Origin of the sequence: Clostridioides mangenotii TR (genome assembly GCF_000498755.1) — a bacterium.
Classification (GTDB): Bacteria; Bacillota; Clostridia; order Peptostreptococcales; family Peptostreptococcaceae; genus Metaclostridioides; species Metaclostridioides mangenotii_A.
In genome coordinates, this window is the sequence record NZ_AXUS01000001.1 from 58,864 (window position 1) to 84,959 (window position 26,096).

Sequence of the window (26,096 nt, forward strand, 5' to 3'; positions counted from 1 at the left end):
AAATCACCTCATTAATAGTATATCTTTGTTATACAAAACTATTAGGACATTTAATGGAATATAATCAATAAATTTCTTTTTTGGTTTTTTATATTTTAGGTTAAATCATTAGAATCTTATTAGAATAGCTGCGATTTTGAGGACAAATCAGTAGTAAAAATGATATAATACTATTAATAATGAAGGAAACTTTAATAAATAAGATAAGTAAGGAGATTAAAACTATGGGTATAACATTGGCAAAAGGACAAAAAGTAGATTTGACAAAAACAAATCCAGGTCTTAAAGACATTTTAGTTGGATTGGGTTGGGATACTAATAAATATGATGGTGGCTCTGATTTTGATTTGGATTCAGCTGTTTTTTTGACTGGATCTAATGGTAGTGTTACGAATGATGGTGATTTCGTGTTCTACAATAACTTAAAGCACAGTTCAGGTTCAGTTGAGCATTTGGGCGACAATAGAACAGGTGAAGGTGATGGAGATGATGAAGAAGTATTAGTTAATTTATCAAAGGTACCAAATAATATAGATAAAATATCATTTACTGTAACTATTCACGATGCTTTAGAAAGAAGACAAAATTTTGGACAAGTAAGTAATTCATATATCAGAATAGTAAATAAAGATTCAAATGAAGAACTTATCAAATACGAACTTGGAGAAGATTTCAGTATTGAGACTGCAGTAGTTGTAGCAGAACTTTACAGACACAATGGCGAATGGAAATTTAATGCTTTAGGAGCTGGGTTTGAAGGTGGACTTGCAGCACTTTGTGGAAACTTTGGTATAAATATATAGTTGTTTAGCATATATAAAAAGAGTTTTTAATTTGAATTTTGACGGGGGGATTTTATGGCAATCGTACTTAAAAAAGGACAAAAAATAGATCTTACTAAAGGAAATCCAGGTCTTAAAAAAATAAAACTTGGACTTGGATGGGATACTAATTCATTTGACAGTGGACATGACTATGACTTAGATGTTAGTGTATTTATGGTTGGTAAATCCAACAGAGTAGAGAGAGATGAAGACTTTATATTCTATAACAATCTAAAGCACAGCTCAGATTCAGTTGAGCATTTAGGAGACAATAGAACTGGTGAAGGCGATGGAGATGACGAGGAAATCGTTATGGATTTACCTAAAATACCAGAACATATTGAAAAGGTTGCAGTAACCGTAACAATATACGATGCTGATCAGAGAAGACAGAACTTTGGACAAGTTTCAAATTCATATGTAAGAGTAATAAACAATGAAGATGAAGAAGAAATACTTAGATATGACCTTGGAGAAGAGTTTAGTATAGAGACTGCTATAACTGTTTGTGAAATATACAGATACAATGGCGAGTGGAAATTTAGTGCTGTTGGCGCAGGTTTTGAAGGCGGGCTTGAGGCACTTTGTAGAAACTACGGATTAAGCGTTTAGAATATCATAAAGCAAAAAATGGAGGTTTAGTATGTCAATTAATTTAAATAAAGGTGATAAAATAGATTTAAAAAAATCTAATCCAGGTCTGGGTAACATTACTGTTGGTCTTGGCTGGGACCCAGTTTCTGAAGGCGGGGGCGGTTTTTTAAAAGCTCTATTGGGTTCAAGTAAAGCTAATATCGACTGTGATGCTTCTGTTTTTATGTTAGATAATAACGGAAAGCTAGACAATGTAAAGGATTTAATTTATTTTGGAAACTTAAAGAGTAAATGCAGATCTGTTATCCACACTGGAGATAATCTAACTGGAGATGGAGATGGAGATGATGAGCAGATATTAGTCGAACTTGATAATATACCAAGTAGAATACATAAACTGCTATTTGTGGTAAATATATATGATTCTATTCGTAGAAATCAGCACTTTGGTATGATAAAAAATGCTTTTATAAGAGTAGTAGATCAAACTACTCGTAAAGAAATAATTAAGTACAATTTATCTGATAATTACGCTGATAAGACTACATTAATAGTTGGATGTATTTTTAGAAAAGATGGTAGTTGGCAATTTGAAGCAATAGGTGAGGGAACTAAAGATTCAAGTCTTACGGAAGTTTTAAAAAATTTAGAAAAGATTGAGAGAGGTTATGGAATCTAAGAGTATGGAAAATAATAAAGAAAAAATGAAGTATTTTAATCACACCGGTCTTGAAGTTCTGGAAGAACTATCAGTTGATTGGGAAAAAGGTCTATCAGATGAAGAAGTTGAGATTAGAAGAGAAAAATATGGCTTAAATGAATTTACTCCAAAAGCTGAAGAGAGTTTTTGGGATAATTTAAAAGATGCCTTAACTGAACCTATGATCTTAATACTTATAGTGGCTGCAGTAGTAAGTGCAATAATTGGTGAGACTCACGATGCTATTGGTATAATAGGAGCAATATCTATAGGTATCGCAATAGGCATGATAACGGAAGGCCGTTCAAAAAAAGCTGCAGATGCGCTTTCTAAAATGACTGAAAATATTGAAGTTAAGGCTATGAGAAATGGAAAGATACATCAAGTTTCTAAGAGTGAATTAGTACCTGGTGATATAGTTTATGTCGAAACTGGTGATATGATTCCTGCAGATGGAAGACTTATCGAGTGTGTAAACATAAAAGCAAGAGAAGATATGCTTACAGGTGAATCTGACGATGTTTCTAAGAGATGTGAAGTAGTAGTTGAAATGGAGGAAATAGAATCTAAAGGAAATATTATAATTCAAGACCCTATTCCTGCAAAACAGATTAACATGGTATTTGGTGGAACTCTTATAGCATACGGTAGAGGTATAATGGTAGTAACTGATATAGGTGACGAAAGTGAAATGGGTGAAATAGCTCAACATCTTTCAGATCCAGATGAAGAAACGCCTCTACAAATAAAACTTGGTAACTTAGGCGGAATGATCGCTAAGATATCTAGTGCTGTAGCATCTTTATTGTTTATATTTATGATATTCCAATCAGTTAGCAAGGGGATACTAAATGTTGACACATCAGGTTTTATGCCTTTCCTAGAATCTATAGGGCCTGCTAAAACTGCGTTTACAGTGTGTGTTGCATTAATAGTTGCAGCTGTTCCAGAGGGACTTCCAACTATGATAAATATGACGCTTGCAATTACAATGCAGAAGATGGCTAAGATCAATGCCCTTATAACTAAAAAAGAGGCTTGTGAGACAATAGGTTCAGTATCAGTAATTTGTTCTGACAAAACTGGTACACTTACTGAAAATAGAATGACTGTAGAAGTTGTAAATGTAGATGGGGAGTATATTGATGGCAATATTACGAAATCAAACAGTTACTTTATAGAAAACTGTATAATAAATTCAACAGCAGATATAGAAAAAGTAGATGGTGAAGTTAAATATCTAGGAAGTGCAACTGAGTGTGCTCTTTTACTTTACAATGATGATAAAGATTATAGAGGTATCAGAAGTTATTCAGAAGTGGCTGCACAAAGCCCATTCTCTTCTGAAACAAAGAGAATGACATCTCTTTATAAAGATAATGGTAATTATGTATTGCTATCGAAAGGTGCTCCTGAAATAGTACTTGATCTATGTTCACATGTTCAAAGAGGAAAAAATATAGTACCTATTACAGATGCAATTAAAAATGAAGTTCTAGAAGAAATCAAAAAGCTTCAAGTAAAATCAATGAGAAGTTTAGGTTTTGCATATAGAGAAGTTTTATTGGCAGATGAAGAAGCTGCGATTACTACAGAAGACAAATTCGTTAATGTAGAAATCTTAGAAGAAAACTTAGTATTTGGTGGATTTGTCGGTATAAGAGATCCACTAAGAAAAGATGTAGTTGAATCTGTTGAATTAGCAGGACATGCTGGTGTATCTGTAAAAATGCTTACAGGAGACAATATAATAACAGCTAAAGCTATAGGTGAAGAATTAGGTCTTTTAAAAGATAATATGAGAGCAGTTGAAGCTTCTTATATAGATACTTTATCAGACGAAGAATTAAGAGAAGAAATTAAAGATATCGCTATAGTTGCAAGAAGTAAACCAGAGAGTAAGATGAGAATAGTAACAGCTCTCCAAAAATCAGGTGAAGTAGTAGCGGTAACTGGAGACGGAATAAATGATGCACCTGCACTTTCTAAGGCAGATGTTGGGATAGCAATGGGTATAAGTGGTACTGAGGTTTCTAAAAATGCTGCAGATATTATACTTACAGATGATAGTTTTAGTACTATTGTTCAAGGTATTAAATGGGGTAGAGGAATTTACGATAACTTCCAGAGATTTGTGCAGTTCCAGCTTACAGTTAATATAATTGCATTCTTAGTGGCGATAGTATCTCAAGTGATGGGACAAGAAATGCCATTTACAACAATACAATTACTTTGGGTTAATATAATCATGGATGGACCTCCAGCGCTTGCTCTTGGTCTAGAGCCAGTTAGAGATCATGTACTTAACAGAAAGCCAGTTAATAGAAATGCTAATATAATATCTAAAAAGATGATGTATTCTATTTTATCAAATGCTTTGCTTATAACAGTACTTATTGTAGCCCAATCTACATTTAACTTCTTAGGTGTTGATGAAGCTCATAAAGGAACTGTAATGTTTGCATTATTTGCATTCTGTGCACTATTTAATGCGTTTAACTGTAGAGAATTTGGATCAGACAGTATAATACCAAACTTTACTAAGAATAAATTAGCTATACAGATAATTATAATTACAGGGATAGCACAAGTATTCTTTACACAAGTATTCCAAGACTTCTTTAACTCAGTTGCAATGGACGTAGTAACTTGGCTAAAGGTTATAGGAATATCATCACTAGTAATAGTTGTTAACGAATTAGTTAAATTCTGTGTAAGAATAGTAAATGTAAAAGAAGAAGCTTAATTTGTGAATAGCAATTAAATAAGAATATATAAAAAAGATATGAAATAAATTGGAAATAGATAGAAAATTATAAATTAGCTAAAAAATAATTAAATAATTGATAATATATTATAGCTAAAATGTAAATTTAATAGTAATATTATATTACAGATTGCCTCAAAGAGAGCTTTTATGAGTTAAATTAAGTAATCTTTGGGGCATTTTTCATAATTTTTGAGGGATAGGAGGGTAAAAATTGAATGATTCATCGGTGTTTGGAAAGATATTTTCCAGTCAATCGGACAGAGGTAATTACACTCCTTCAAAAGCTTACTTAAGTTACTTTATTTTATACTTTGGAGTTGGTGAGGAAAATCTGTACAACTTAGAGATATACAAAACTAACTACAATATAGAAAATAGAAAAGATATAGCTCTATTTACAGATACAATTCCAAATCCAAGCGATTTTGATCTTATAAACTATTTCAAAGATGGACTAAAAAATTACAGAAATAGTTTGGAAGAATTAGATTTAGAGATTGTAAAAAACGAAGAAATTAATCTAAAGATAAAAAGGGCAATGGACTTAGTATTAGATGAAGAAAAAAGTGAATTTGCTAATGATAGAGTAAAACAAAACTTTATTATAAAAATAATGTCTTGGATAAAAGAGTATGTAGGAGAACTAAACATAGATAAAAACGAACCTCCGAAAGTTGTTTTTTATGGGGATGCAAAGAAGCACGAATTTCTTTTTATGTTGACTCTACATCTTTCCGGGTTTGATATACTTTACTTAAATCCAAACTCTAAAGCTAATACAAGTATTTTGAAACCAGAGAAACACAATATAGAAATTGAAGAAGGAAATATCGTTGACGAAGTAATTTCATTTGAAGATAGAGATGAAATGGGCGAAAAAGTAGAAAAAGGATCAATTAAAAAGGCATATACAGTTGGAGCAGAAGCTTCTAAGAGAATAAGCGAAGAACTTTTAAATGAGTCAGGTTTTATAAAGCGTGGCAGCTACAAGATAGGATGATTAAAAACCTACTTTTAAGTACTACTGTAGACGAAATATCTATTTACTGGAATGAGCCGTCTAAGCTTAGACCTGGTTTTAAATTTGATTCGAATATTGTAGATATGCCAGTATTTTTTTCTAAGATTGATGGAATTTACAGTGATAAGATGGAGTATGTAGAGTTTATAGACAAGCTTAGAAATTCTACTTATACGTATTTTATAGAGTACAATGGTTATACAAATGTATTCGCTAGAGAATTTATAAAAAATGCTTTCAGCCTTTCGTTTTTACTGTCTACAGATGTAAAACTAGATAAAAAGCCTATTATAAATAACCAAGATTACACTATATCAACTCTTAGCATACAGCAGCAAATAATGATTTTAGAAAAAGTAGAAGAGTTATTTGAAGGTAATATGTTTATAGAAGGGCTAAACGTCGAGGATAAGATAAGAGGACTATACACAGTGCTCCATATGGATAAGCAGTTTGTTAGGATGATTAACAACTTCGATTATTCAGGTATAAATCCTAAGTTAGTTTTATATATTGGGAAGAGCTTTTTACTGAATAAAGAAATTTGCTTCTTAATGATTTTACTAAGTAAGATAGGATTTGACATAATTATTATGTCCCCTGGAGGAGAAAATACAGTAGAGAATATAATAAATAGCAGTTTAGTAGATCGACATAGATTAGACAGAATGGAATACGATATGAGATTAAATGATCTAAATGAGGATGTTCCTTTATTTAAAAAGTTATTTGGGAAAAGGAGAAAATATTAATGGCTATTAACATGAACAGTCTATCAAAAGATAACAACAACCAAACAGAAGTGGTTGAAGGAAATGCAGTAGTAGTAGAAGATAACTTTGATATTGTGGAGTACACTAACATAAAAAAGAATGAACTTAGAAAATCCAAAGAAGTCGAAGCATTGACATCCCTTATAGAAGTAGAAAATCCAGATTCAATACTTAAGTTTGGTTGTGACGCTTCACAAGGAGTTGCTAAGGTTTCAGATAATCTATTAAATACTATCAGAGTTAATAAAAACGAAGAAAACTCTAAAATGCTACAACACTTAGCAAAAATAATGGACAAGTTTGATATAGATGATTTTCAAGATACTAAAGAACCAAATTTTATACAAAAAATCTTTAAAAAAGCAAACAATGCTTTAGAGATGATGTTCCAAAAGTATGAAACTCTAGGTGGAGAAGTAGAGAAAATACAAATAGAGCTTGAAAAGTATGAAAGAGAAATAGGAATGTCAAACAAGCAGTTGGGAGCTATGTTAAATGAAAACTTTGATTTCTACAACGAGCTTCAAAAATATATAGTAGCTGGTGAAATGGCAGTAGAAGAGATGGACAAGGAGATCCTTCCGCATTATAAGCAGTTGTCAGAGACTAGTGGGGATCAAATGGATTTAGTTAACTATCAAGATCTACTTAAGATATACGATATGTTAAACCAAAGAGTGTACGACTTGAGAATAGCTGAAAATATATCTATTCAAACAATTCCTATGTTAAAGGGAATGCAACACAATAACTACAATTTAATTAGAAAAATAAATAGTGCCTTTGTAGTTACACTGCCAGTATTCAAGCAATGCTTATCACAAGCGATACTTCTAAAAAAGCAAGAGCTTCAAGCACAATCACTTAAAGCATTAGATGATAAAACTAATGAGCTTTTACTAAAAAATGCACAAAATGTAAGTCAACAAAGTGCTCAAATTGCTAGAATGGCAGGTTCAAGTTCTATTCAGATAGAAACTCTTGAAAAAATGCACAATACGATAAAATCAGGAATTGAAGAGACTATGAGAATAGAAGAAAACAGCAGAGTTGCAATAAAAGATAATACGAAGAGATTAGAAGAACTAAATACTAGTATTATTTACAATAAATAATAGTTAAGGGCTGATTTGTATAAAGTCAGCCCTTAATAAGTATTAGAGGTGGATATTTTGAGATATTTTGATTATCTAAGTGAAGATACTCTGAACAGAGTATTTTATAAAAAGCCCATTGAATTCGATAAAAAAACTGATAGAAATACATTAAAATACGCTCTTGGAGCGTTTTTATATATGCCAGCTACTCAGTATGATATGATGCAGAAAAATATTTCAAGCGAGTTAAAAGGTGCAAGGCCCTTGGCTATATGCTTAGAAGATGCAGTTGGTGCAAGTGGAGAAAAAGAGGCTATAGAAAATGTGGAGTCAATATTAAATGAAGTAAGTCAAAGTAACCTTGATAATAATTTTAAACTGCCGATAATCTTTCTAAGAATAAAGAATCTGGATCAATTCCAGAAGATCAAAGATATAGTTTATACAAATCAATCTATAATTACAGGATTACTTATTCCAAAGGCAAACTCAAAGATTATAGAGTCTTTTATTGAGCTTATGGATTCAAATAATATAAAAGATATATATATTATGCCTATTATCGAGACAAGTGAATTTATATACAGGGAATTAAAAGACATAAGCTTTTTAGAGCTGTACGATACAGTTCTAAAACACAGGGAGAGAATACTTAGTCTTAGAATTGGACTTACCGATATACTTGGGCTGTTTGGAGTTAGGAGAAGCGAAAAATTTTCTATATATGAAAACAATATATGTTCGGTATTTATCAGTGATATGGTTACTTATCTTAACAGACCAGAAATAGATATACCTATATCCGGTGGAGTGTCAGAGTTTTTTGACATGAATTATGTAGAGATTAAAGAAAAATATATAAAGGAAATAGAGCTAGACAAGTTTCATGGTTTAGTAGGAAAAACTGTTATACATCCGAAGCAGATACGAATTGTACAAGCCCTGTGTTCAGTTAGCTTTGAAGATCATAATGATGCGGTTAATATTATTGAAAGCTTTGGCGGAAAATATGGCGTAAGTAAAAGTGCATCTGGAAAGAGGATGAATGAGACCAATCCTCATTTAATTTGGGCAAAAAGGACAATAATGTTATCAAAAATCTACGGAGTATTAAATGAAGGAGTAACATATGAGGAATTACTTAAATTTTAACTGTACAATGGATATAACTGAAAATCCTATGGATCTAGACATAAATGACTTTTTAGATATTGCAATCAGGAATAATAAAAAGAGAAGATTTTTATTTGTGTCTAAAAATTTAGGAAAACATCTAGCCTGCAAACCCAGTAAAATGGATGAGTTAGGTAAGATGATTGTAGATATGTACAATAAAACTGTAGAACCTAGTTGTGGTACAGTAATTGCATTTGCAGAAACTGGAACTGGTCTTGGACATAGCTTTTTTGATCATATAAAGGGCGATTACGAGTTTGTACATACTACAAGAGAAGAAGTAAAGAATTTTAAGAAGTTAGATTTCTTAGAAGAGCACTCACATGCTACGGATCAAAATTTATACTATGATAATTTAGTGCAGTTTAAATCTGGCAATGAAATAATATTGGTAGATGATGAAATAACTACAGCAAATACTTGCTTAAATATTATTAAAAAAATACAATCCATATACCCTAAAAAGAGATATACGATATGCTCAATTTTAAATTGGGTAGAAGGAGAAAATCTTGAAAAAGTAAATAAATTAGAAAAAGAGTTAGAATGTAAAATTGAGTTTGTTTATTTATTTAAAGGCAAGTTCAAATTCGATATGGATGATGAAGAAGTAGATAGACCAGAAGATATAACAGAACTTGAGAGAGCAACTACTGTAACTGATGAAAATCGTTGTATATCAGATACTAAAATACCTAGCGATAAATTAACTGTTGACTATGTAAGTTTGGATATGGATGACTATATCGAACAAAAAGAGTATATTAAGTACACTGGCAGATTTGGTATGGATAAAAAGGATCAATTTAGGTTAAAGGAGATAGTTAAAAGAGAAAATATAAAACTTGGTTTTGATATTGATATATACGAGGGAAAAAAAGTTCTGTTTTTAGGAACAGAGGAGCTAATGTACATACCTATGTTGTTTGCAAAGGAGAATGAAAAAAATATCGACTTGTACTACCATTCAACTACGAGAAGCCCGATAATAGCAGTAGATGATCAAAACTATCCGATCAAAACTAAAAATCTTATAAATAGTTTTTACAATTCAAATATAGATAATTATATTTACAATATAGACAAAAATGATTTTAATGAGTGCTTTTTATTTGTAGAATTGGCAAAAGAAAAAGAAGATTTTTATGATTTTATTGAGTTATTTAAAAATATAAGTATAGAAAAGCTAACTGTAGTAAGTTTGAATAAGCTGTATTAAACGCGCGTATTTGGCATATAAAACTTTAGACAAATTTTACTTGCAGAGGAGATGATAAATTGAAGAAGTTTGGAACGTATTCACAAGATGATGTAGTTTTTTTATTAAAGGATATTTCGAATAATATTGAAGAACAGGGAAATAAAGAACGTGAATTAAAGATACAGAGTGGAACTCATTATTCAGAGATGATACCTATAGAATATGAAGTAAGTGAAGAGTATTTGAAACTGTACCGCGAAAAACTAGAAGAGACCAAAGGAAAATTGTCCTATGCGATAGGTATGATGTGTGAAAAAATAATAAATAAGAATGGAAAAGATGTAGTACTTGTTTCGTTGGCGAGAGCGGGTACCCCTATAGGAATACTTACTAAGAGATATTTAAAAGATAGATACAATCTAAATCTCAGCCATTACACTATATCGATAATTAGAGACAGAGGAATAGATTTGAATGCTATGTCTTATATAATAGAGAATCATAAAGGTTCAGCAATACAGTTTATAGATGGTTGGACAGGTAAGGGAACTATTTCGCGTGAAATAGAAAAGGCGTGCAGGGTTTTAGAAGATAAATTTGGGACGAAATTTGATTCCACACTTGCAGTTTTAGCTGATCCTGCTGGATACTCAAGTCTATATGGAATAAGAGAGGATTTTTTAATTCCAAGTGCATGTCTTAACTCTACTGTATCTGGTCTAGTTAGCAGAACTGTTCTTAGAAGCGACTTGATTGGAGAAAACGACTTCCATGGGGCTAAGTTTTACGACCACTTAGTAGATAGAGACGAATCTATAAATTATATTGAGACTATTGAAAATTGTTTTAAAGATCAATACAAAACTATAGATGAAGACATGAGTAAATGGACGGAAGACAAACTTACTAAAGATGGCGATAAAGATGTTGCAATGATAAAGAGCGAGTATAAAATAGAGGATGTCAACTTTATAAAACCTGGGGTTGGAGAGACTACCAGAGTTTTACTTAGAAGGATTCCGTATAAAGTACTTGTAAAAGATATAAATGATGAGACTCTGGACCATATTATAATTCTAGCCGAAGAAAAAAATGTGGAGGTTGTAGAGGCAGATTTAAAAGCCTACAGATGTTGTGGGATAATAAAGAACATGAAGGATGTTTAGATTAATACTATACTATATTACATTAATTCCCAGTAGAATAAAAATATAAATAATTAATCTCAACGAAAGTGAGATTAAAATATAATAAAATTCAAAGATATTCTCACTAAAAAATATAAAGGAGCTATGCATGTTAGTTTTTTCTGATCTAGATAGAAGTATAATATATTCAAATAAATTTTTAAATACAGATGTTGATTATTCAAATATAGAAGTATATGAAGGTAGAGAAATATCATATGTTTCAAAGCATACTATAGATATGATTAAGCAGATACAAAAAAGGGGATTTTTTATTCCTGCTACAACTAGGACGCTAAATCAATTTAGCAGAATAGAATTTTCAAAGTTTGGTATAAATTTTCCGTGGGTTATTACTTCCAACGGTGGAGTTATCCTAAGAAATGGTGAAATCTTAGAAAGTTGGCAAGTTATGCTGAAAGAAATTCTGTCAAAGTCGAAATCGATTGACGAAGTAGTAGAGAGTTTTAAAAAGTACAAAGATAGTCCGGGTATTTTGAAATTTAGAAAGGCTGAAGAATTGTTTTTCTATTTAGTTGTGGATTTAGAAGTTTTCAAAATAAACATGTTAAAGGAATTTACAGATACACTTGATACTATAGGTTGGAAGGTATTTATGAGTGGCAGAAAGATATACTTTCTTCCAAGAGGATTGACTAAAGAAAATGCTGTTAAATATTTGGCTGAAGTGGTTGGAATAGAGACGTTTTACTCGATAGGGGATTCATTGATGGATGATGGTATGTTGTCACTGTCAGATAATCCATACGCTTTAAAACATGGAGAACTCTCTAGTATTGCTTTAGTTAGAGGGTTTGATATAAGCATATCTGAGGGAATGAAAGGCACTGAAGAGATTTTACAAAGTATAATTATAAAGGGCAATATAACGGAAGAATTAAATACTGCTGGAGCTTAGTATATGCAGTAGGTCATATTATACTGCACTTGATGTTATTGAAAATGTAATATTGGAAAATTTGTGGTAATGAGGTATATATATGAACTATGAAGAGTTGTTAGTAGATATGGAAAAGTACAAAGATACTATGACTGACATGGAAAGAAGTACAGCTTATTTTAAAGGTGAAGAGGTAGATAGAATACCGTATATGCTTATAGACCCTGACACAGCAGCTCCATTATACGGTTATACAATTGGAGAATACAGAAAGTATATGGATGTGCAATGTGATATTATGGATAAGATAAATGCTGAGTTTGGTTCAAGTGGATCAGAAGTAGGCTTAGGTCTTAAGTCTATAGGAGAAGCATTAGGATCAACTGTAATTTATCCAGAAAATGGCATGGATTATGTATCTGATTTCGTTCTAAAAGATTACAGCATGTTTGACACTATGAATATAATCGATCCTTACAAAGACGGAAGATTACCAGATTTAATCGATAAAATAAGATTTCTTAAAAAGCACTATCCAGATAGAAGAATAGCTACAGGTGTAGCAGGTCCATTTACAACTGCTGCATCTATTAGAAAACCAGAAAACGTTCTTAGAGACGTGGTTAAAGATAATGATAATTTACATAGACTGCTTGACTTCAGTGTGAAATGTTCACTTGTATGGGTTGAAGCAGTTTGCAAAGAACTAGGGCCAGTACCTGTAAATGTAGCAGATCCTGTTGGATCACTTAGCCTTATTAATGTAAAGCAATTTGAAGATTTTTCAAAACCACATTTAAAGGATTTAATTGATGGAATTAAAGAGATTACTGGATTTACGCCATCAATACACATCTGTGGAAAGACTAAAGGAATTTGGACACACTTAGTGGATATAGGAATTAAATCTTTAAGTATAGATAACTGTGAGGATTTAGAAGAGGCAAAACTTTTAGTTGGAGATAAATTAGTACTATCTGGAAATGTACCTCCTGTTGAAGTTATGAGAGATGGTACAATAGATGATGTAATAGAAGCAGTAAAGGTATGTTTAAGAAAAGGAAGCGACAACCCTATGGGATATATGCTATTTACAGGATGTCAAGTTCCTTTGAGTACTCCTAGGGAAAATTTACACGCATTTGCATATGCTGCTAAAAAGTATGGAAGAGGAGCACAAAAAGGAAAATTGTGCAAAGGTTTATTTGAATAATTTCGATAATCTTTTAAAATTATAGGTCTACTTTGGATACTGTTGGAAATGTATTTATGTTTAATATAAATTGATAGTAGTAACAAAGTAGACCTATAATTATTCTTGTATATAGTAGTTGTGCAACAGTTTAATCATATAATAATAAAGAAGAGATATTGTAAGAATATTTAAAAAATAATGGGGAGGGATAAGATGAAGAGTTTGATAAGTTCCGATAATATATGGGTCTTGTGGGCTATAATAACCGGTTGGGCTGCTTTTAGTATATACTTAGAGCAAAAGTACGATTGGGCATCTAAAATCTCTGGTGCAATAATAGCTTTAGTTGGAGCAATGGTACTATCTAATTTAAAAGTGATTCCAACTGAATCGCCAGTTTACGATCAAGTTTGGAGTTATGTAGTACCATTAGCAATTGCTTTACTTTTATATCAATGTAATATAAAAAAAATATGGAAAGAAAGTGGAAGACTGCTTATTATATTTTTAATAAGTTCTGTAGGAACTATGACTGGTTCAGTTCTAGGATTCTTAGCACTTCAAAAATTAATTCCTAATTTATATATGGTTGCAGCAATGATGTCTGCATCTTACATAGGTGGTGGAGTTAACTTTGCAGCAATGTCAGGTGCATTTGAGGTTCCAGGTGATTTGGTGTCTGCTGCTGTAGTAGCTGATAATTTATTAATGGCATTATATTTCTTTGTATTGATATCTGTACCATCTATAGCATTCTTTAGAAAGCACTTTGAACATCCTCATGTAGATGAGTTTGAGAGTATGGAGGTTAAGTCAGGAGAGACAGCGGCATCAAGCTATTGGAGTGGTAAGGATATTTCGCTTAAAGATATAGCTTTTGCAATTGCGAGTGCATTTATAATTGTGGCAGTTTCTGTACAGTTGGCAGGTCTACTCGCATCGATTATACCTACTTCAAATCCTTTATTTTCGATGCTAAATACTCTTTTTGGAAACCAGTATCTCATTATAACAACTATAACGATGTTGCTTGCTACATTTATACCTAAGTTCTTTGCAGAGATAAAGGGAGCACAAGAGATAGGAACATTTTTAATTTATCTGTTCTTTGTAGTTATAGGGGTACCAGCTTCTATAGGATTAATAATTCAAAAATCCCCACTGTTACTTTTATATTGTGTAGTCATGGTAGTTATAAATATGATAATTACTTTTACAGGTGCTAAAATATTTAATTTTACTCTTGAGGAAGCTATACTTGCATCAAATGCAAATATAGGTGGGCCGACAACAGCTGCAGCAATGGCTATTTCTAGAGGGTGGACTAAACTAGTAGGGCCTATACTTATTGTAGGGACTCTTGGTTATATAGTTGGAAATTACTTTGGGCTTTTTATTGGTAATATATTGATGTAACTTGCGATTGGTGATTTGTGATTGGTGATAATTGACTAAAAAAATGCGATGTTATAATTATTATGACATTTGAGAGAATTTAAAGTGAAATTATATGCTGGATAAGATGGTTGAAATTAGAACTGTTTTATCCAGCTCTTTTATTTGCCTACCTATATAATAATCTTGTTTATTAAGAACGACTAAATAACCGATAAAATATATAATTAAAAATTAGAGAATTTTATTTTATTGAGTTAATTCTCTAAAAAACTTGCATTATCAAAATGATAGCTGTATAATATACAATGGAATTATCAATTTGATAGTTGATTAATCATTATCAATGTTAGTATATTTCGGTAGGATCAATATGCCGAAATAAAGTAATTAATAAATTATAATAAAAAGGAGATATACAATGGCAAAAAGTTCGTTTTTTTCAAAATTTATAATGATTACAGATTTAAAAACAATACTTTTCATAGCTGTATTATTAGGAATGTTTGTTTTTGTTAAAAAATTAGGGAATAAGAAAGTTAGCTTCTCTATGAGGACCATTATTGCAACAATTATGGGGCTCGCATTAGGTATAATAATACAAATGGTTGCTGGTATGCCAGATGACCCGACTAAAGTAGTATGGTTGCAGGAGGTTACTAAATGGTATGGTCTATTTGGTAGTGGGTTTATGGCTCTATTAAAAATGCTAGTCGTTCCAATTGTATTTGTGTCAATACTTAGAGTAATAATCAACATGGAGGATGGAGAAAATTTAAAATCTATGACATTCAGAACTATAGGAATGTTATTAGGAACTACAGCGATAGCAGCAACTATAGGAATTGTTGTAGGAAAATTTATGCACTTAGGTGAAGGGGTTAAAGGTATTGTAGACAATACTGCACAAATGAAAGAGATAACATCAGTAGTTGATACATTAATTGGATTATTACCAACAAACCCAGTTCAAGCTATGGCAGATGCAAATATAGTTGCTATAATTATATTTGCTGCATTCTTAGGTCTTGCAGTTAAGGGATTAAATAAACAATATGAATATATTATAAAACCATTTGTGGACCTAGTAGAGGCATTTTATAAGATCATAGTAAGTGTTGCTATGACAGTTATAACATTGATGCCATATGCGGTTGTAGCGATGCTTGCAAATACTATAACATCAGGTGGGATAGGATCAATGTTATCAGTATTAGAGTTTGTTTTTGCACTTTATATATCTACATTTATACTTTTTATAGTTCACTTAATAATAATATCACTTAATGGTATAAACCCTATAAAATATGCTAAAAATGCAATAGAGCCATTAGTATTAGCTTTTACATCTCGTTCAAGTTTAGGAACACTCCCTGTAACAATAAACAACTTAGTTGAAAAACAAGGTGTAGAAGAAAGCGTATCAAGTTTTGCAGCAAGTTTAGGAGCTAATATGGGTATGAATGGTTGTGCTGGTATATATCCTGCACTTATGGCAGTGACAGTAGCAAATATGGCTGGAATAGAAATGAATGCTACGTTCTATGCAATGTTATTTATAGTTATAACAATAGGTTCGATAGGTATAGCAGGGCTTCCAGGCACAGCTACAATGGCGGTATCTGTTGTATTATCTGGAGTTGGTCTTGGTCCATATTTTCCGCTGGCAGCAGGAATACTAGCGATAGATCCTATATTAGATATGGGTAGAACTATGATAAACGTGAATGGATCTATGGTAACTTCGATAACTGTTGGAAAATCTTTAGGAAAAGTAAATAAAAATATTTATTATAAGGATGGAATGGAAGATAAAGAAGCGGTAAAAAAATAAATATCATTTTCCTTTGTCTCTGAAGAAATGAGTCCGTTTATAAGTGGTTTTATACATTTTAATGAAGAAGAGTCTATCTTAATATAGGTTAAGATAGACTCTTTAAATTGCTTTTTTATTATATAAAGTTAATTAACACTTTAAATTACTAATATTTATATTTGTGACATTTACATTTCTTAGTATTGCAACTATCAGATTTACGGCATGGCTCACAGCAATTAACTACATTAGTTATCGCAGTCGATATATTGTTAGATGGATCTGGATCTGGTGTTGTTGAAGTTACTTCTGTTATATTACAGATTTTTCCTTTTGCACATGAAGATACTTGACCCCTTATTTGAATAGTTATTGTTTCTCCTGTAGCTAAGGTTCCTATGGAGTAACTTCCAGACCAAGGATTCCATGTTAGCTCTCCATCTATTGAGAATTCAGGACAGATAATACATCGAGGTATATCATCTATTATTACAACATTCTCAGCGTCAGATGGTCCAGCATTTGATACTTTTATATTATATACTAAAAACTCACATGGAAGTACAGGGTTAAGATTTAATGTTTTTTCTACTGAGATATCTGCCACCCCATTAGTTTCTACGTCTACATCTACAGTAGAACTATTATTATCAGGATCAGGGTCCGGTGTAATAGATGTTACAGTAGCCGTATTACTTATTATACCTGTTGCACTTGGTGAAACTGTACCTCTTATTAGGATAACCCTTGTAGCTCCAGAAATCAAAGTACCTATATTGTAACTTCCAATCCAAGGATTCCATGTCACACCTCCATCTATTGAGAACTCAGGTTCCAATATTACTAGAGGTATATCGTCTGTTAATACAACATTGTCTGCATTTGAAGGACCTGCATTCGCTACTTGTATTATAAAAGTCAATAACCCGCCTGGAAGTACAGGATTAGGATTAGCTATTTTAACCACTGAAACATCTGCTAATGAGTTAATACCAACCTCTACAGTAGAGCTGTTATTATCAGGATCAGGGTCCGGTGTAGTAGATGTTACGGTAGCGGTATTACTTATTAAACCTGTTGCATTTGGTGAAACTGTGCCTCTTATTTGAATAACTCTTGTTGTTTCAGAATTCAAAGTACCAATATTGTAAATTCCAGTCCAAGGATTCCATGTTACCCCGCCATCTATTGAGAACTCTGCTCCTAATATTTCTGGAGGTATATTGTCTGTTAATACAACATTATCTGCATTTGAAGGGCCTGCATTTGATACTTGTATTATATAAGTCAGTAATCTACCTGGAAGTACAGGATTAGGATTAGCTATTTTTACCACTGAAACATCTGCTAATGAGTTAACGCCTACCTCTACAGTAGAGCTATTATTATCTGGATCAGGGTCAGGTGTAGTAGATGTTACAGTAGCTGTATTACTTATGATACCTGTTGCATTTAGTGAAACAGTACCCCTTATTTGAATAAATCTTGTAGTACCAGATATTAAAGCACCTATATTGTAAATTCCAGTCCAAGGATTCCATGTTACCCCACCATCTATTGAGAACTCAGGTCCCAATATTTCTGGAGGTATATTGTCTGTTAGTACAACGTCCTCAGCATCAGATGGACCAACATTTGACACTTCGATTGTATAAACTAGTAATTGACCTGGAAGTACAGGATTAGGGTTAGCTGTTTTAACCACTGAAACATCTGCTAATGAATTAACACCAACCTCTACAGTGGAACTGTTATTGTCTGGATTAGGGTCAGGTGTAGTAGAAGTTACAGTAGCTGTATTGCTTATAATACCTGTTGCATCTGGTGAAACAGTACCTCTTATTTCAACAAATCTAGTTACTCCCGCTGTTAAGGTACCAATATTGTAAATTCCAGTCCAAGGATTCCATGTAACGCCACCATCTATCGAAAACTCTGGTCCTAATATAATTGAAGGTATAACGTCTATTAATTCAACGTTCTCAGCATCAGATGGGCCAGCATTTGATACTTCAATTGTATAGACTAGTAGCTGACCTGGAAGTACAGGATTAGGGTTAGCTGCTTTTACCACTGAAACATCTGCTAATGAGTTAACGCCAACTTCTACAGTAGAACTATTATTATCTGGATTTGGATCTGGTGTGGAGGATGTTACAGTTGCTGTATTAATAATTATTCCCAATGCATTTGGAGATACAGTGCCTCGGATTTGGATAAATCTAGTTTCTCCTGATGTTAAGGTACCTATATTATAAATTCCAGTCCAAGGATTAAATGTTACCCCACCATCTATTGAAAACTCTGGACCTAATATACTCGGCGGTATAGCGTCTATTAATTCAACATTCTCAGCATTAGATGGACCCAAATTTGATACTTCTATAGTATAGACTAGTAATTCACCTGGAAGCACTGGATTAGGATTAGCTGTTTTTATCACAGACACATCCGCTAAAGGAGTCACTTCAAGAGGAACTACATTAGAAGTTACAGTATACTCACCGTCTATTCCACCTGGGACAGGAGTATAAAGGTAGTTGATTGTTGCGCTATTAAAAGTAGGATTTGGAATAGGCACATTTACTACTAAGGCATCAAAAGTAACTGTGACTGAACTTCCTCCTGGCACATCTGGTAAAGCGAATCCAGTGTTTGGATTAGCATCTAAATCTTGTATCGTGTTAATAGTAACTGTTTGAGGTATAAAAACCAATTCGTTAGGAACTATATCCTGGAAAAATACACTAGTTAAACTGCTACTACATGTATTTGTTAATGTTACTGTATACGTTACAGTTTCGCCTACATTTGCAATTGGTGTATCAACTGATTTTACAGGTATAAACTCTGGTATCTGTATCTCCATTAATGATATATCATCAATGGCATAATCATTTCCAATTGCAGCCGGGCCTTCACTTAAGAACTCTACAGTAAGGTTTGTATTATTTTGAGAATTAATTACAGTTCCAATTTCTTTCCACTCTGGAGCATTGGTATTTACGGGAATTTCTGTACCTAAAGTAGCACTATACAGAATATTATCATCTGGATCGAAAATTCTAACACCAAGTGCAGGATTTGCAAATCCTATTACTTTAAATAAATTTAATATCCATGAGCTAAATAAATAGTTTGTATTGGGTTGAACCATTACAACATCTCTAAAAAAAACTGATCCTGGATTAAATCCATTTACAATCATCATTCTTCCAGTCTCATTACCAGTAGTATGATCTGCAATACGCCACCAAGCCCCTAGATTATTACTAAACGCGTTAGTCATTATATTTTGTACTGTATACTCACCATCATCCGGTGTAAAATCACTAGGATCTGGAAGTACATAAATAAAATCAGGTGTAACCCCTGGATACGGCTCGACTGGAGCGCCTGTATTAGCTGGAGTTCCCTGAGAAAAGAAACCAAAAGTACCATTACTAGCGGCATCGATAAGATTCACATCTGATACTGATACACATGAATCCAGCTCTGAATTTAGAGGAGTGTATATAACTGGTCCATTCAGAAAGTTTTCATTAGCTATATCTGATCCGGATACGGTAACAAAAAGTGTATCTGGAGTTAGTGAGTCTAGATTTGTTGAACCTATTGGTGGATTTGTTGCAAAACTTATAGGAGGATTTGCTCCTACTGCAAAAGGCCCCACTACTGCCGTAGTAAAATCTCCTGGAGTAGGGATTCCACCTACTGTTCCATATGACTCCACAATTCTATAGTCGCCATTAGGAACATTAATAAATGAGTAATTACCGTTACTATCTGTAAGAACTACAAGCCTTACATTTGTTGCCGTATTTTGTAAGATAACAGGTACATTTGCTAGACCTGAATCTCCAGCATTTATTGTTGCGCTTCTGTCTATGTCAAATACAACACGGCCTGATACTGTTGCCAATAAAATCACCTCTTCATTTAAAAAATATTATATAATTTTTCAATTATATAACTAATATATGAAATATAGATTTAAAAATGACAAATTTATATATAATACGACTAATAAAGACTAAATTATATTAATAATTTGCTTTGTAATTTTTCATGGGACTTTGGGGGGTATATTGCTTAGATTGCATCTGGGAATTTGAAATACAGGTTTTGGAGATGATGGTAAAGCTGTTGAGATTTTAATGCACTATCCTAAGGGAGATGTTCTTCAAGCGTTAGTTAATTTTAATATGGGACCTACTGGTATTATCTATAAGATAGAGAAATATTCTAACCCTAATTTTTAAATAAGAAGTTAATGTAAAAAGATATAATTAAAAGTCTAAGGGAAACCTTAGACTTTTTGATTCTGATAATTCAACTCTAAATATTCTTTCCAAACAATCCAGCGACTAATATCTCAGAATTACCTCCAAGGAAATACTCATCGATATCTATTTTATCTAAAACTGACCTTATAGCGGCTTCTTCATGAATTACACCTGTTAAATCATCTTCAACAAAAGAAACATCTCTTCTGCCGAAAAAGTCACCATAAAATTTAATCTCAGTTATAACACCTTTAACTACGTTTAAGTTGAATTCTACATTTCCACCTGGATATTTAAGTTCATTGGTAAAGTTGTACTTTGGAGATTTACCAAAGTTCCATTCCCAAGTTCCGTATTTTACATCTACTAATTTTTGTATATTTTCTATATCGAACTCACTTAAAGTATAAAGCTCATTATCTGGATTTGTTTTAGCTAGATAATCCATAATAGTATCTTTAAATTCTAAAATATCCATTTCACCTTTTAAGTGATCGATTATATTTGTAACACGCGACTTAACTGACTTAATTCCCTTACCTTCTAGTTTTATAGGTTTGACCTTTAATGCACTAGAAAGATCGTTTATCTGCGAAGAGAACATTAGCGTTCCGTGGTGCATAGTTTTATTTTTATAGTTGTACTGTGCATTTCCAGAGAACTTTTTGCCTTCTATAAGTAGATCATTTCTGCCAGAAAATTCGGCATTTACATCCATGGTTTTAAGTAGATCGATTATAGGTTGAGTAAATCTTCTAAAATCACTGAAACTGTTGTCATTTGATATAAAAGTGAAGTTTATATTTCCTAAATCATGAAAAACAGCTCCTCCACCAGATTGTCTTCTAACAACTGGAATCGAATGTTCTTCGATATAATCTAAATTAATCTCTGATATAGTATTTTGATTTTTTCCTACGATTATTGAAGGTTCGTTTCTCCAAAGTATAAACAAATCACTGTTGAAGTTCTTTAAAAGGTATTCTTCCATAGCTAAGTTAAAATACGGTGTTGTCTTGTCATTATAAATTAGTAACATAATATTTCTCCCTTTTCAAATTTTGCATATTTGAGATTTCGTATTTCAGTTCTACATTTTGCATCTGAAATTTCATATTTAACCGTACTTGTAATTATTGATAAGTACTATTTAAATTTAATCTGTTATGTATAGTTATAGTAAATTATAATCACTACAGATTAATTTTTTACTACCTTATATGTTATACATATTATAACATGTATTATAAGCTCGTAAATATAAAGACATTAGTAAAAGTCGTAGAATTATTGTATATTGCTATAGATTATCAATTATAATTTTACTGAAATTATTGTATAATAAAGGCATAACATCTCTAATATACTAGCAAATGACATATCTTTATACATTATTATATCTATCTAATATAAAGAAAGTATATGTTAGTTTTATAAAATTCTAATAAAAAGGATGAAGTTTAAAATGGATAAGATTATCGTGTGGTCGAAGCAGCACGTAAATGTGCTAAATGAACTTCAAGAAACTGGTAGTTACACTGCAAAAAAAGAGTACATAATAGAGGACCTTAAAGAACATGCTAACTTGGTACTTGAAGTGTACAATTGGTATGTAAACAAAGCTTCAAAAAGTATAAAAAGGCCAGAAGATGCTGAGTACCCGATATGGGTCTCGCTATCTAAAGAAGCGACTATGTTGCCTAGTAAAGACACTGTAATATTAGAATTAGAACTTGATCCAAAAAACATTATGCCCGTAAATATCAGCAAATGGGGTACCATATTAAATTATTCTTACATTCCAAAAGATGAAAAAGATTCGAAGAGACATAAAGAAATTTTAAAGATCTATGGGACAGATGATGCTCAGGCATATATGTCTCGATTTTATCCTGAGATAAAAAAAGAAATCATAAAGAGTTGGGATCTATTGTTTGATGATTCTGTTGTTATTGATAAAAACAAAGAAAAATACGGAACCATATGGGAGGTTAGAAGTGAATGGATAACAAATGTAATACAGTAAGGTTATTTGCTTCACTAAACAATTCAGTTTTAGATATCATTGAAATGGAAGGAACATGTTTTTCAAAAAAAGAATTTATTAAAAGAAAGTATCAAGAGAGTTCTAAGATATTTATTACAGCATACAACTGGTTTGCTGAAGAAGCTTGTAAAATTGTAGAAAAACCTGAGAGGGCGGAGTATCCATACTGGGTTTATAAAGACTTGTATAGCTTAGAGCGATTTCCTAATACAAGTATTTTAGAATTAAATGTTCCTATTGATGAAGTCTTATTTTTTGATATGTACGACTGGAACAAAATTCTAAGTTTAGAATACATACCTCAAGATAAAAATGATGATAAGGAATTCAGACATATTTTAAAACAATACGGCATTAAGCATGACAGTGATATAATGCTTACAAGTTTTTACCCTCTGCTAAAGAAAAGGATTACGAATAGTTGGTCTAAATTATTTTTGAATAATGAAGAAATTAAATCAGGGAATTTTTCTTGTGTTAAGTCTGTTCAAGCATCAGTTTGGCAGATAAAAAAAGAGTGGATTGTAGACTACGATTGTTAAGCTAAATTTAACCTTATGTTCAGATATATACGCTTGAAATATAACAATTTATAAGCTATACTAAAGCAAATGAAAATTGAATAAGTGAAAATTGAGGTAGAGGAGCAGTATCCATAAGTAATAGTGAGGAGTTAAAGCGCGTTGATTTGCTATAAAAGGGGATGTTGCCGAAGTTAGTGGCTGAAGCTTTTAGGTCATTAGTCTGGGGATGTATAGAATATATACATAACTGTCACATGAAATTTTGTGGTGAGCTATCATTTGAGGAATTATAAATAATACATATTGATTTTGCATATGTAGATTATGCCTTGGGTGTTTAAGCCTGAGGTTTTTTTTAGTTTCGCTATCATAATCTCGACTTAATTTATTCACAGCATAGAAGGAGAGGGTTTAACTTATATGAGGAATAAAAAATTATATACTATTCTGACTACAATAATTATATTTTCAATGTTTACCGTTATAGGGTTTGCAGAAGGTAGTGATGTAGCAACAATAAATGCACAGAAATTTGGAGTGTTTACACTAATACCTCCATTAGTAGCAATTATATTAGCATTTGTGACAAAGAATGTTGTTATTTCATTAATGCTCGGAGTTGTTGCGGGAAGCTTTGTGCTTCAAGTAACTGGAAACAATGTATTTGTTGCACTGATATTGTCAATTTTGGATTTAGTAAACAGATCGATTGAATCATTATCTGATCCGTGGAATGCAGGAATAATCTTGCAAGTACTCGCGATCGGTGGAGTAATTAACCTGGTTGCTAAAATGGGAGGTGCACAAGCTATTGCGGAGGTACTAGCTAGAAAAGCCAAGACAGCAAAGGGAACACAACTTATTACATGGTTTTTAGGACTATTAGTTTTCTTTGATGACTATGCGAACTCTTTAATCGTTGGTCCAATAATGAGACCAGTATCTGATAAGATGAAGATTTCAAGAGAAAAGCTTTCATTTATAATAGACTCAACAGCAGCTCCTGTTGCTGGACTTGCAATAATTTCTACATGGATTGGACTTGAAGTCGGTCTGATAAACGACGCATTTAACAGCATTGGGATAGAAGTAGATGCTTTCGGAGTGTTTTTACAGACTATACCATTCAGATTTTATAATATACTGATACTTGCGTTTATAGTTATTTCTTCGATACTTCTTAAAGATTTTGGACCAATGAGAGACGCCGAAATCAAGGCGAGAAGAGGTGGAAAATCTGCGAGTTATGATTCATCAGGTAAAGTAGAAGATGACTTAGCTCCTAAAGAAGGAGTTAAACTAAGTGTTTGGAATGCAATAATACCAATAGGAACATTGATAGTGGTGGCTCTTATATCTTTCTATTACAGTGGTTATACAACAATTCAGGAGTCTAGTGATGCGACTCTTATAGCTTTATTTAAAGATGCACCATATTCTTTTATAGCTATTAAAGAAGCTTTTAGTGCTTCTAACGCATCACTTGCTCTATTTCAATCGGCATTTGTAGCGAGTATTGTTGGTATAGCTATGGCAGCAGGTAAAAAAATATTTACTGTTTCTGAAGCCATAGATGTTTGGGTCGATGGGATGAAGACTCTAGTTATAACAGGTGTAATACTTATATTAGCATGGTCATTAAGTTCAATTATAAATGAACTTGGAACAGCTGCGTATATGATTCAAATGTTATCTGGATCTTTACCAAACTTTTTATTGCCATCGCTTATATTTGTACTTGGATCTATAATATCTTTTGCAACTGGTACTTCTTATGGAACTATGGGAATACTTATGCCTTTAGCAATACCTCTTGCATACTCAATGAATCCAGATATGGGTTATATAATTGCAAGCACGAGTGCTGTTCTTACAGGAGCAATATTTGGAGATCACTGTTCACCAATATCGGATACAACTATACTATCGTCAATGGGAGCAGGGTGTAATCACTTAGATCATGTCAGAACTCAAATGCCTTACGCTCTATTTACAGGGGTTATTACAATTGTATTCGGATATATACCAGTTGGACTTGGACTCCCAATATATGTTGCATTACCATTAGCCTTAGTAGCTATATTCATAGGTATACAAATATTTGGTAAGAGTGTAGAAGTAGATGATGATGTTCAGGTTGATAAAACTGTTGCTAAATAATTAAAGTAATTTAATTGAAAATATTAGTTTAAAAAATACAATAAAATAGACATAAATAGACATAACATTAGTATTATAAAAATAGCTTGGAGATCCAAGCTATTTTTATTTTTGAGAATTTATATTGCGATAAGTAAAAATTTAAAATATCAAATTAACTTGAAAAAAGGATTATTATAATATATACTAAAACATGATGTTAAATATATGTTAATTACGTTAACAAAGTTAAAGAATGATAAATGAATACTAGGTAGAGGCGCAGTATCTATCAGTAATGGTGAGGAGTTAAGCACGTTGATTTGCCATAAAAGGAGATATTGCCGAAGTTAATGACCAATGCTTTAAGGTCATTAGTCTGGGGATGCATAGAATATATGCATAACTGTCACATATATTTGTGATGAGCTATCATTTGAGGGATTATAC

Annotated in this window: 19 protein-coding genes and 2 riboswitches; of the genes, 17 read left to right on the forward strand and 2 right to left on the reverse strand. The window is 32.2% G+C overall.

All coding sequences use genetic code 11. The annotated features are described in order from the left end of the window. Window positions 1-224 precede the first annotated feature (224 nt). The 14 genes from T473_RS0100275 (at window position 225) to T473_RS0100335 (ending at window position 16,668) form a co-directional block, all read left to right on the forward strand. A complete protein-coding gene (locus tag T473_RS0100275) occupies window positions 225-803 on the forward strand; it encodes a TerD family protein (protein WP_024620090.1) in 579 nt (192 codons plus the stop codon). A gap of 54 nt (window positions 804-857) precedes the next feature. After that, window positions 858-1,436 (forward strand): TerD family protein, encoded by a 579-nt coding sequence (locus T473_RS0100280; protein ID WP_024620091.1) that lies wholly within the window; start codon window positions 858-860, stop codon window positions 1,434-1,436. Between the two features lie 31 nt (window positions 1,437-1,467). Then, the gene (locus tag T473_RS0100285; RefSeq protein ID WP_024620092.1) at window positions 1,468-2,097 is read left to right on the forward strand and encodes a TerD family protein; all 630 of its coding nucleotides are present in this window, start codon (window positions 1,468-1,470) and stop codon (window positions 2,095-2,097) included. Between the two features lie 25 nt (window positions 2,098-2,122). After that, on the forward strand, window positions 2,123-4,864 hold the full coding sequence (locus T473_RS0100290) for a calcium-translocating P-type ATPase, PMCA-type (protein ID WP_024620093.1): 2,742 nt from the start codon (window positions 2,123-2,125) through the stop codon (window positions 4,862-4,864). A gap of 235 nt (window positions 4,865-5,099) precedes the next feature. Further along, the gene (locus T473_RS19475; RefSeq protein ID WP_330369311.1) at window positions 5,100-5,888 is read left to right on the forward strand and encodes a YceG family protein; all 789 of its coding nucleotides are present in this window, start codon (window positions 5,100-5,102) and stop codon (window positions 5,886-5,888) included. Continuing rightward, window positions 5,885-6,661, forward strand: coding sequence for a YceG family protein (locus T473_RS19480; RefSeq protein ID WP_330369312.1), 777 nt, complete (start codon window positions 5,885-5,887; stop codon window positions 6,659-6,661). Before T473_RS19475 ends, T473_RS19480 begins: the two co-directional genes overlap by 4 nt. Next, window positions 6,661-7,797, forward strand: coding sequence for a toxic anion resistance protein (locus T473_RS0100300; protein WP_024620094.1), 1,137 nt, complete (start codon window positions 6,661-6,663; stop codon window positions 7,795-7,797). Before T473_RS19480 ends, T473_RS0100300 begins: the two co-directional genes overlap by 1 nt. Before the next feature lie 48 nt (window positions 7,798-7,845). After that, window positions 7,846-8,931: an HpcH/HpaI aldolase/citrate lyase family protein gene (locus T473_RS0100305; protein WP_242825820.1), complete on the forward strand. Its 1,086-nt coding sequence runs from the start codon at window positions 7,846-7,848 to the stop codon at window positions 8,929-8,931. Next, window positions 8,909-10,174: a phosphoribosyltransferase family protein gene (locus T473_RS0100310; protein WP_024620096.1), complete on the forward strand. Its 1,266-nt coding sequence runs from the start codon at window positions 8,909-8,911 to the stop codon at window positions 10,172-10,174. Before T473_RS0100305 ends, T473_RS0100310 begins: the two co-directional genes overlap by 23 nt. A gap of 59 nt (window positions 10,175-10,233) precedes the next feature. Then, window positions 10,234-11,322, forward strand: a complete 1,089-nt coding sequence (locus T473_RS0100315) for a cysteine protease StiP family protein (protein WP_024620097.1) — start codon at window positions 10,234-10,236, stop codon at window positions 11,320-11,322. Window positions 11,323-11,452: 130 nt separating this feature from the next. Continuing rightward, complete coding sequence (locus T473_RS0100320; RefSeq protein WP_024620098.1) at window positions 11,453-12,262, forward strand: HAD hydrolase family protein; 810 nt, start codon at window positions 11,453-11,455, stop codon at window positions 12,260-12,262. Window positions 12,263-12,344: 82 nt separating this feature from the next. Further along, a complete protein-coding gene (locus T473_RS0100325; protein WP_051365837.1) occupies window positions 12,345-13,457 on the forward strand; it encodes a uroporphyrinogen decarboxylase family protein in 1,113 nt (370 codons plus the stop codon). Between the two features lie 195 nt (window positions 13,458-13,652). Beyond that, entirely contained in the window at window positions 13,653-14,855 is a 1,203-nt protein-coding gene (locus tag T473_RS0100330; protein WP_024620100.1) for a DUF819 family protein, read from the forward strand. A 400-nt stretch (window positions 14,856-15,255) separates the two neighbouring features. After that, window positions 15,256-16,668 (forward strand): cation:dicarboxylate symporter family transporter, encoded by a 1,413-nt coding sequence (locus T473_RS0100335; protein WP_029791395.1) that lies wholly within the window; start codon window positions 15,256-15,258, stop codon window positions 16,666-16,668. A gap of 148 nt (window positions 16,669-16,816) precedes the next feature. On the opposite strand, the gene T473_RS0100340 is transcribed toward T473_RS0100335, so the two are convergent. Beyond that, the gene (locus T473_RS0100340) at window positions 16,817-20,572 is read right to left on the reverse strand and encodes a DUF11 domain-containing protein (protein ID WP_024620102.1); all 3,756 of its coding nucleotides are present in this window, start codon (window positions 20,570-20,572) and stop codon (window positions 16,817-16,819) included. A 416-nt stretch (window positions 20,573-20,988) separates the two neighbouring features. Continuing rightward, window positions 20,989-21,975 (reverse strand): lipoate--protein ligase, encoded by a 987-nt coding sequence (locus tag T473_RS0100345; RefSeq protein ID WP_024620103.1) that lies wholly within the window; start codon window positions 21,973-21,975, stop codon window positions 20,989-20,991. A gap of 426 nt (window positions 21,976-22,401) precedes the next feature. Here T473_RS0100345 and T473_RS0100350 point away from each other — a divergent pair, with 426 nt between their 5' ends. From T473_RS0100350 to T473_RS0100360, 3 genes are all read left to right on the forward strand, one after another. Next, window positions 22,402-22,962: a DUF3841 domain-containing protein gene (locus tag T473_RS0100350; protein ID WP_024620104.1), complete on the forward strand. Its 561-nt coding sequence runs from the start codon at window positions 22,402-22,404 to the stop codon at window positions 22,960-22,962. Further along, entirely contained in the window at window positions 22,938-23,525 is a 588-nt protein-coding gene (locus tag T473_RS0100355) for a DUF3841 domain-containing protein (RefSeq protein WP_024620105.1), read from the forward strand. The genes T473_RS0100350 and T473_RS0100355 overlap by 25 nt, the downstream gene beginning before the upstream one ends. Before the next feature lie 89 nt (window positions 23,526-23,614). Next, a riboswitch (Lysine riboswitch) is annotated at window positions 23,615-23,790 on the forward strand. A gap of 137 nt (window positions 23,791-23,927) precedes the next feature. Then, a complete protein-coding gene (locus T473_RS0100360; RefSeq protein WP_024620106.1) occupies window positions 23,928-25,667 on the forward strand; it encodes a Na+/H+ antiporter NhaC family protein in 1,740 nt (579 codons plus the stop codon). A gap of 246 nt (window positions 25,668-25,913) precedes the next feature. Then, window positions 25,914-26,086: riboswitch (Lysine riboswitch) on the forward strand. The last annotated feature ends 10 nt before the right edge of the window (window positions 26,087-26,096 follow it).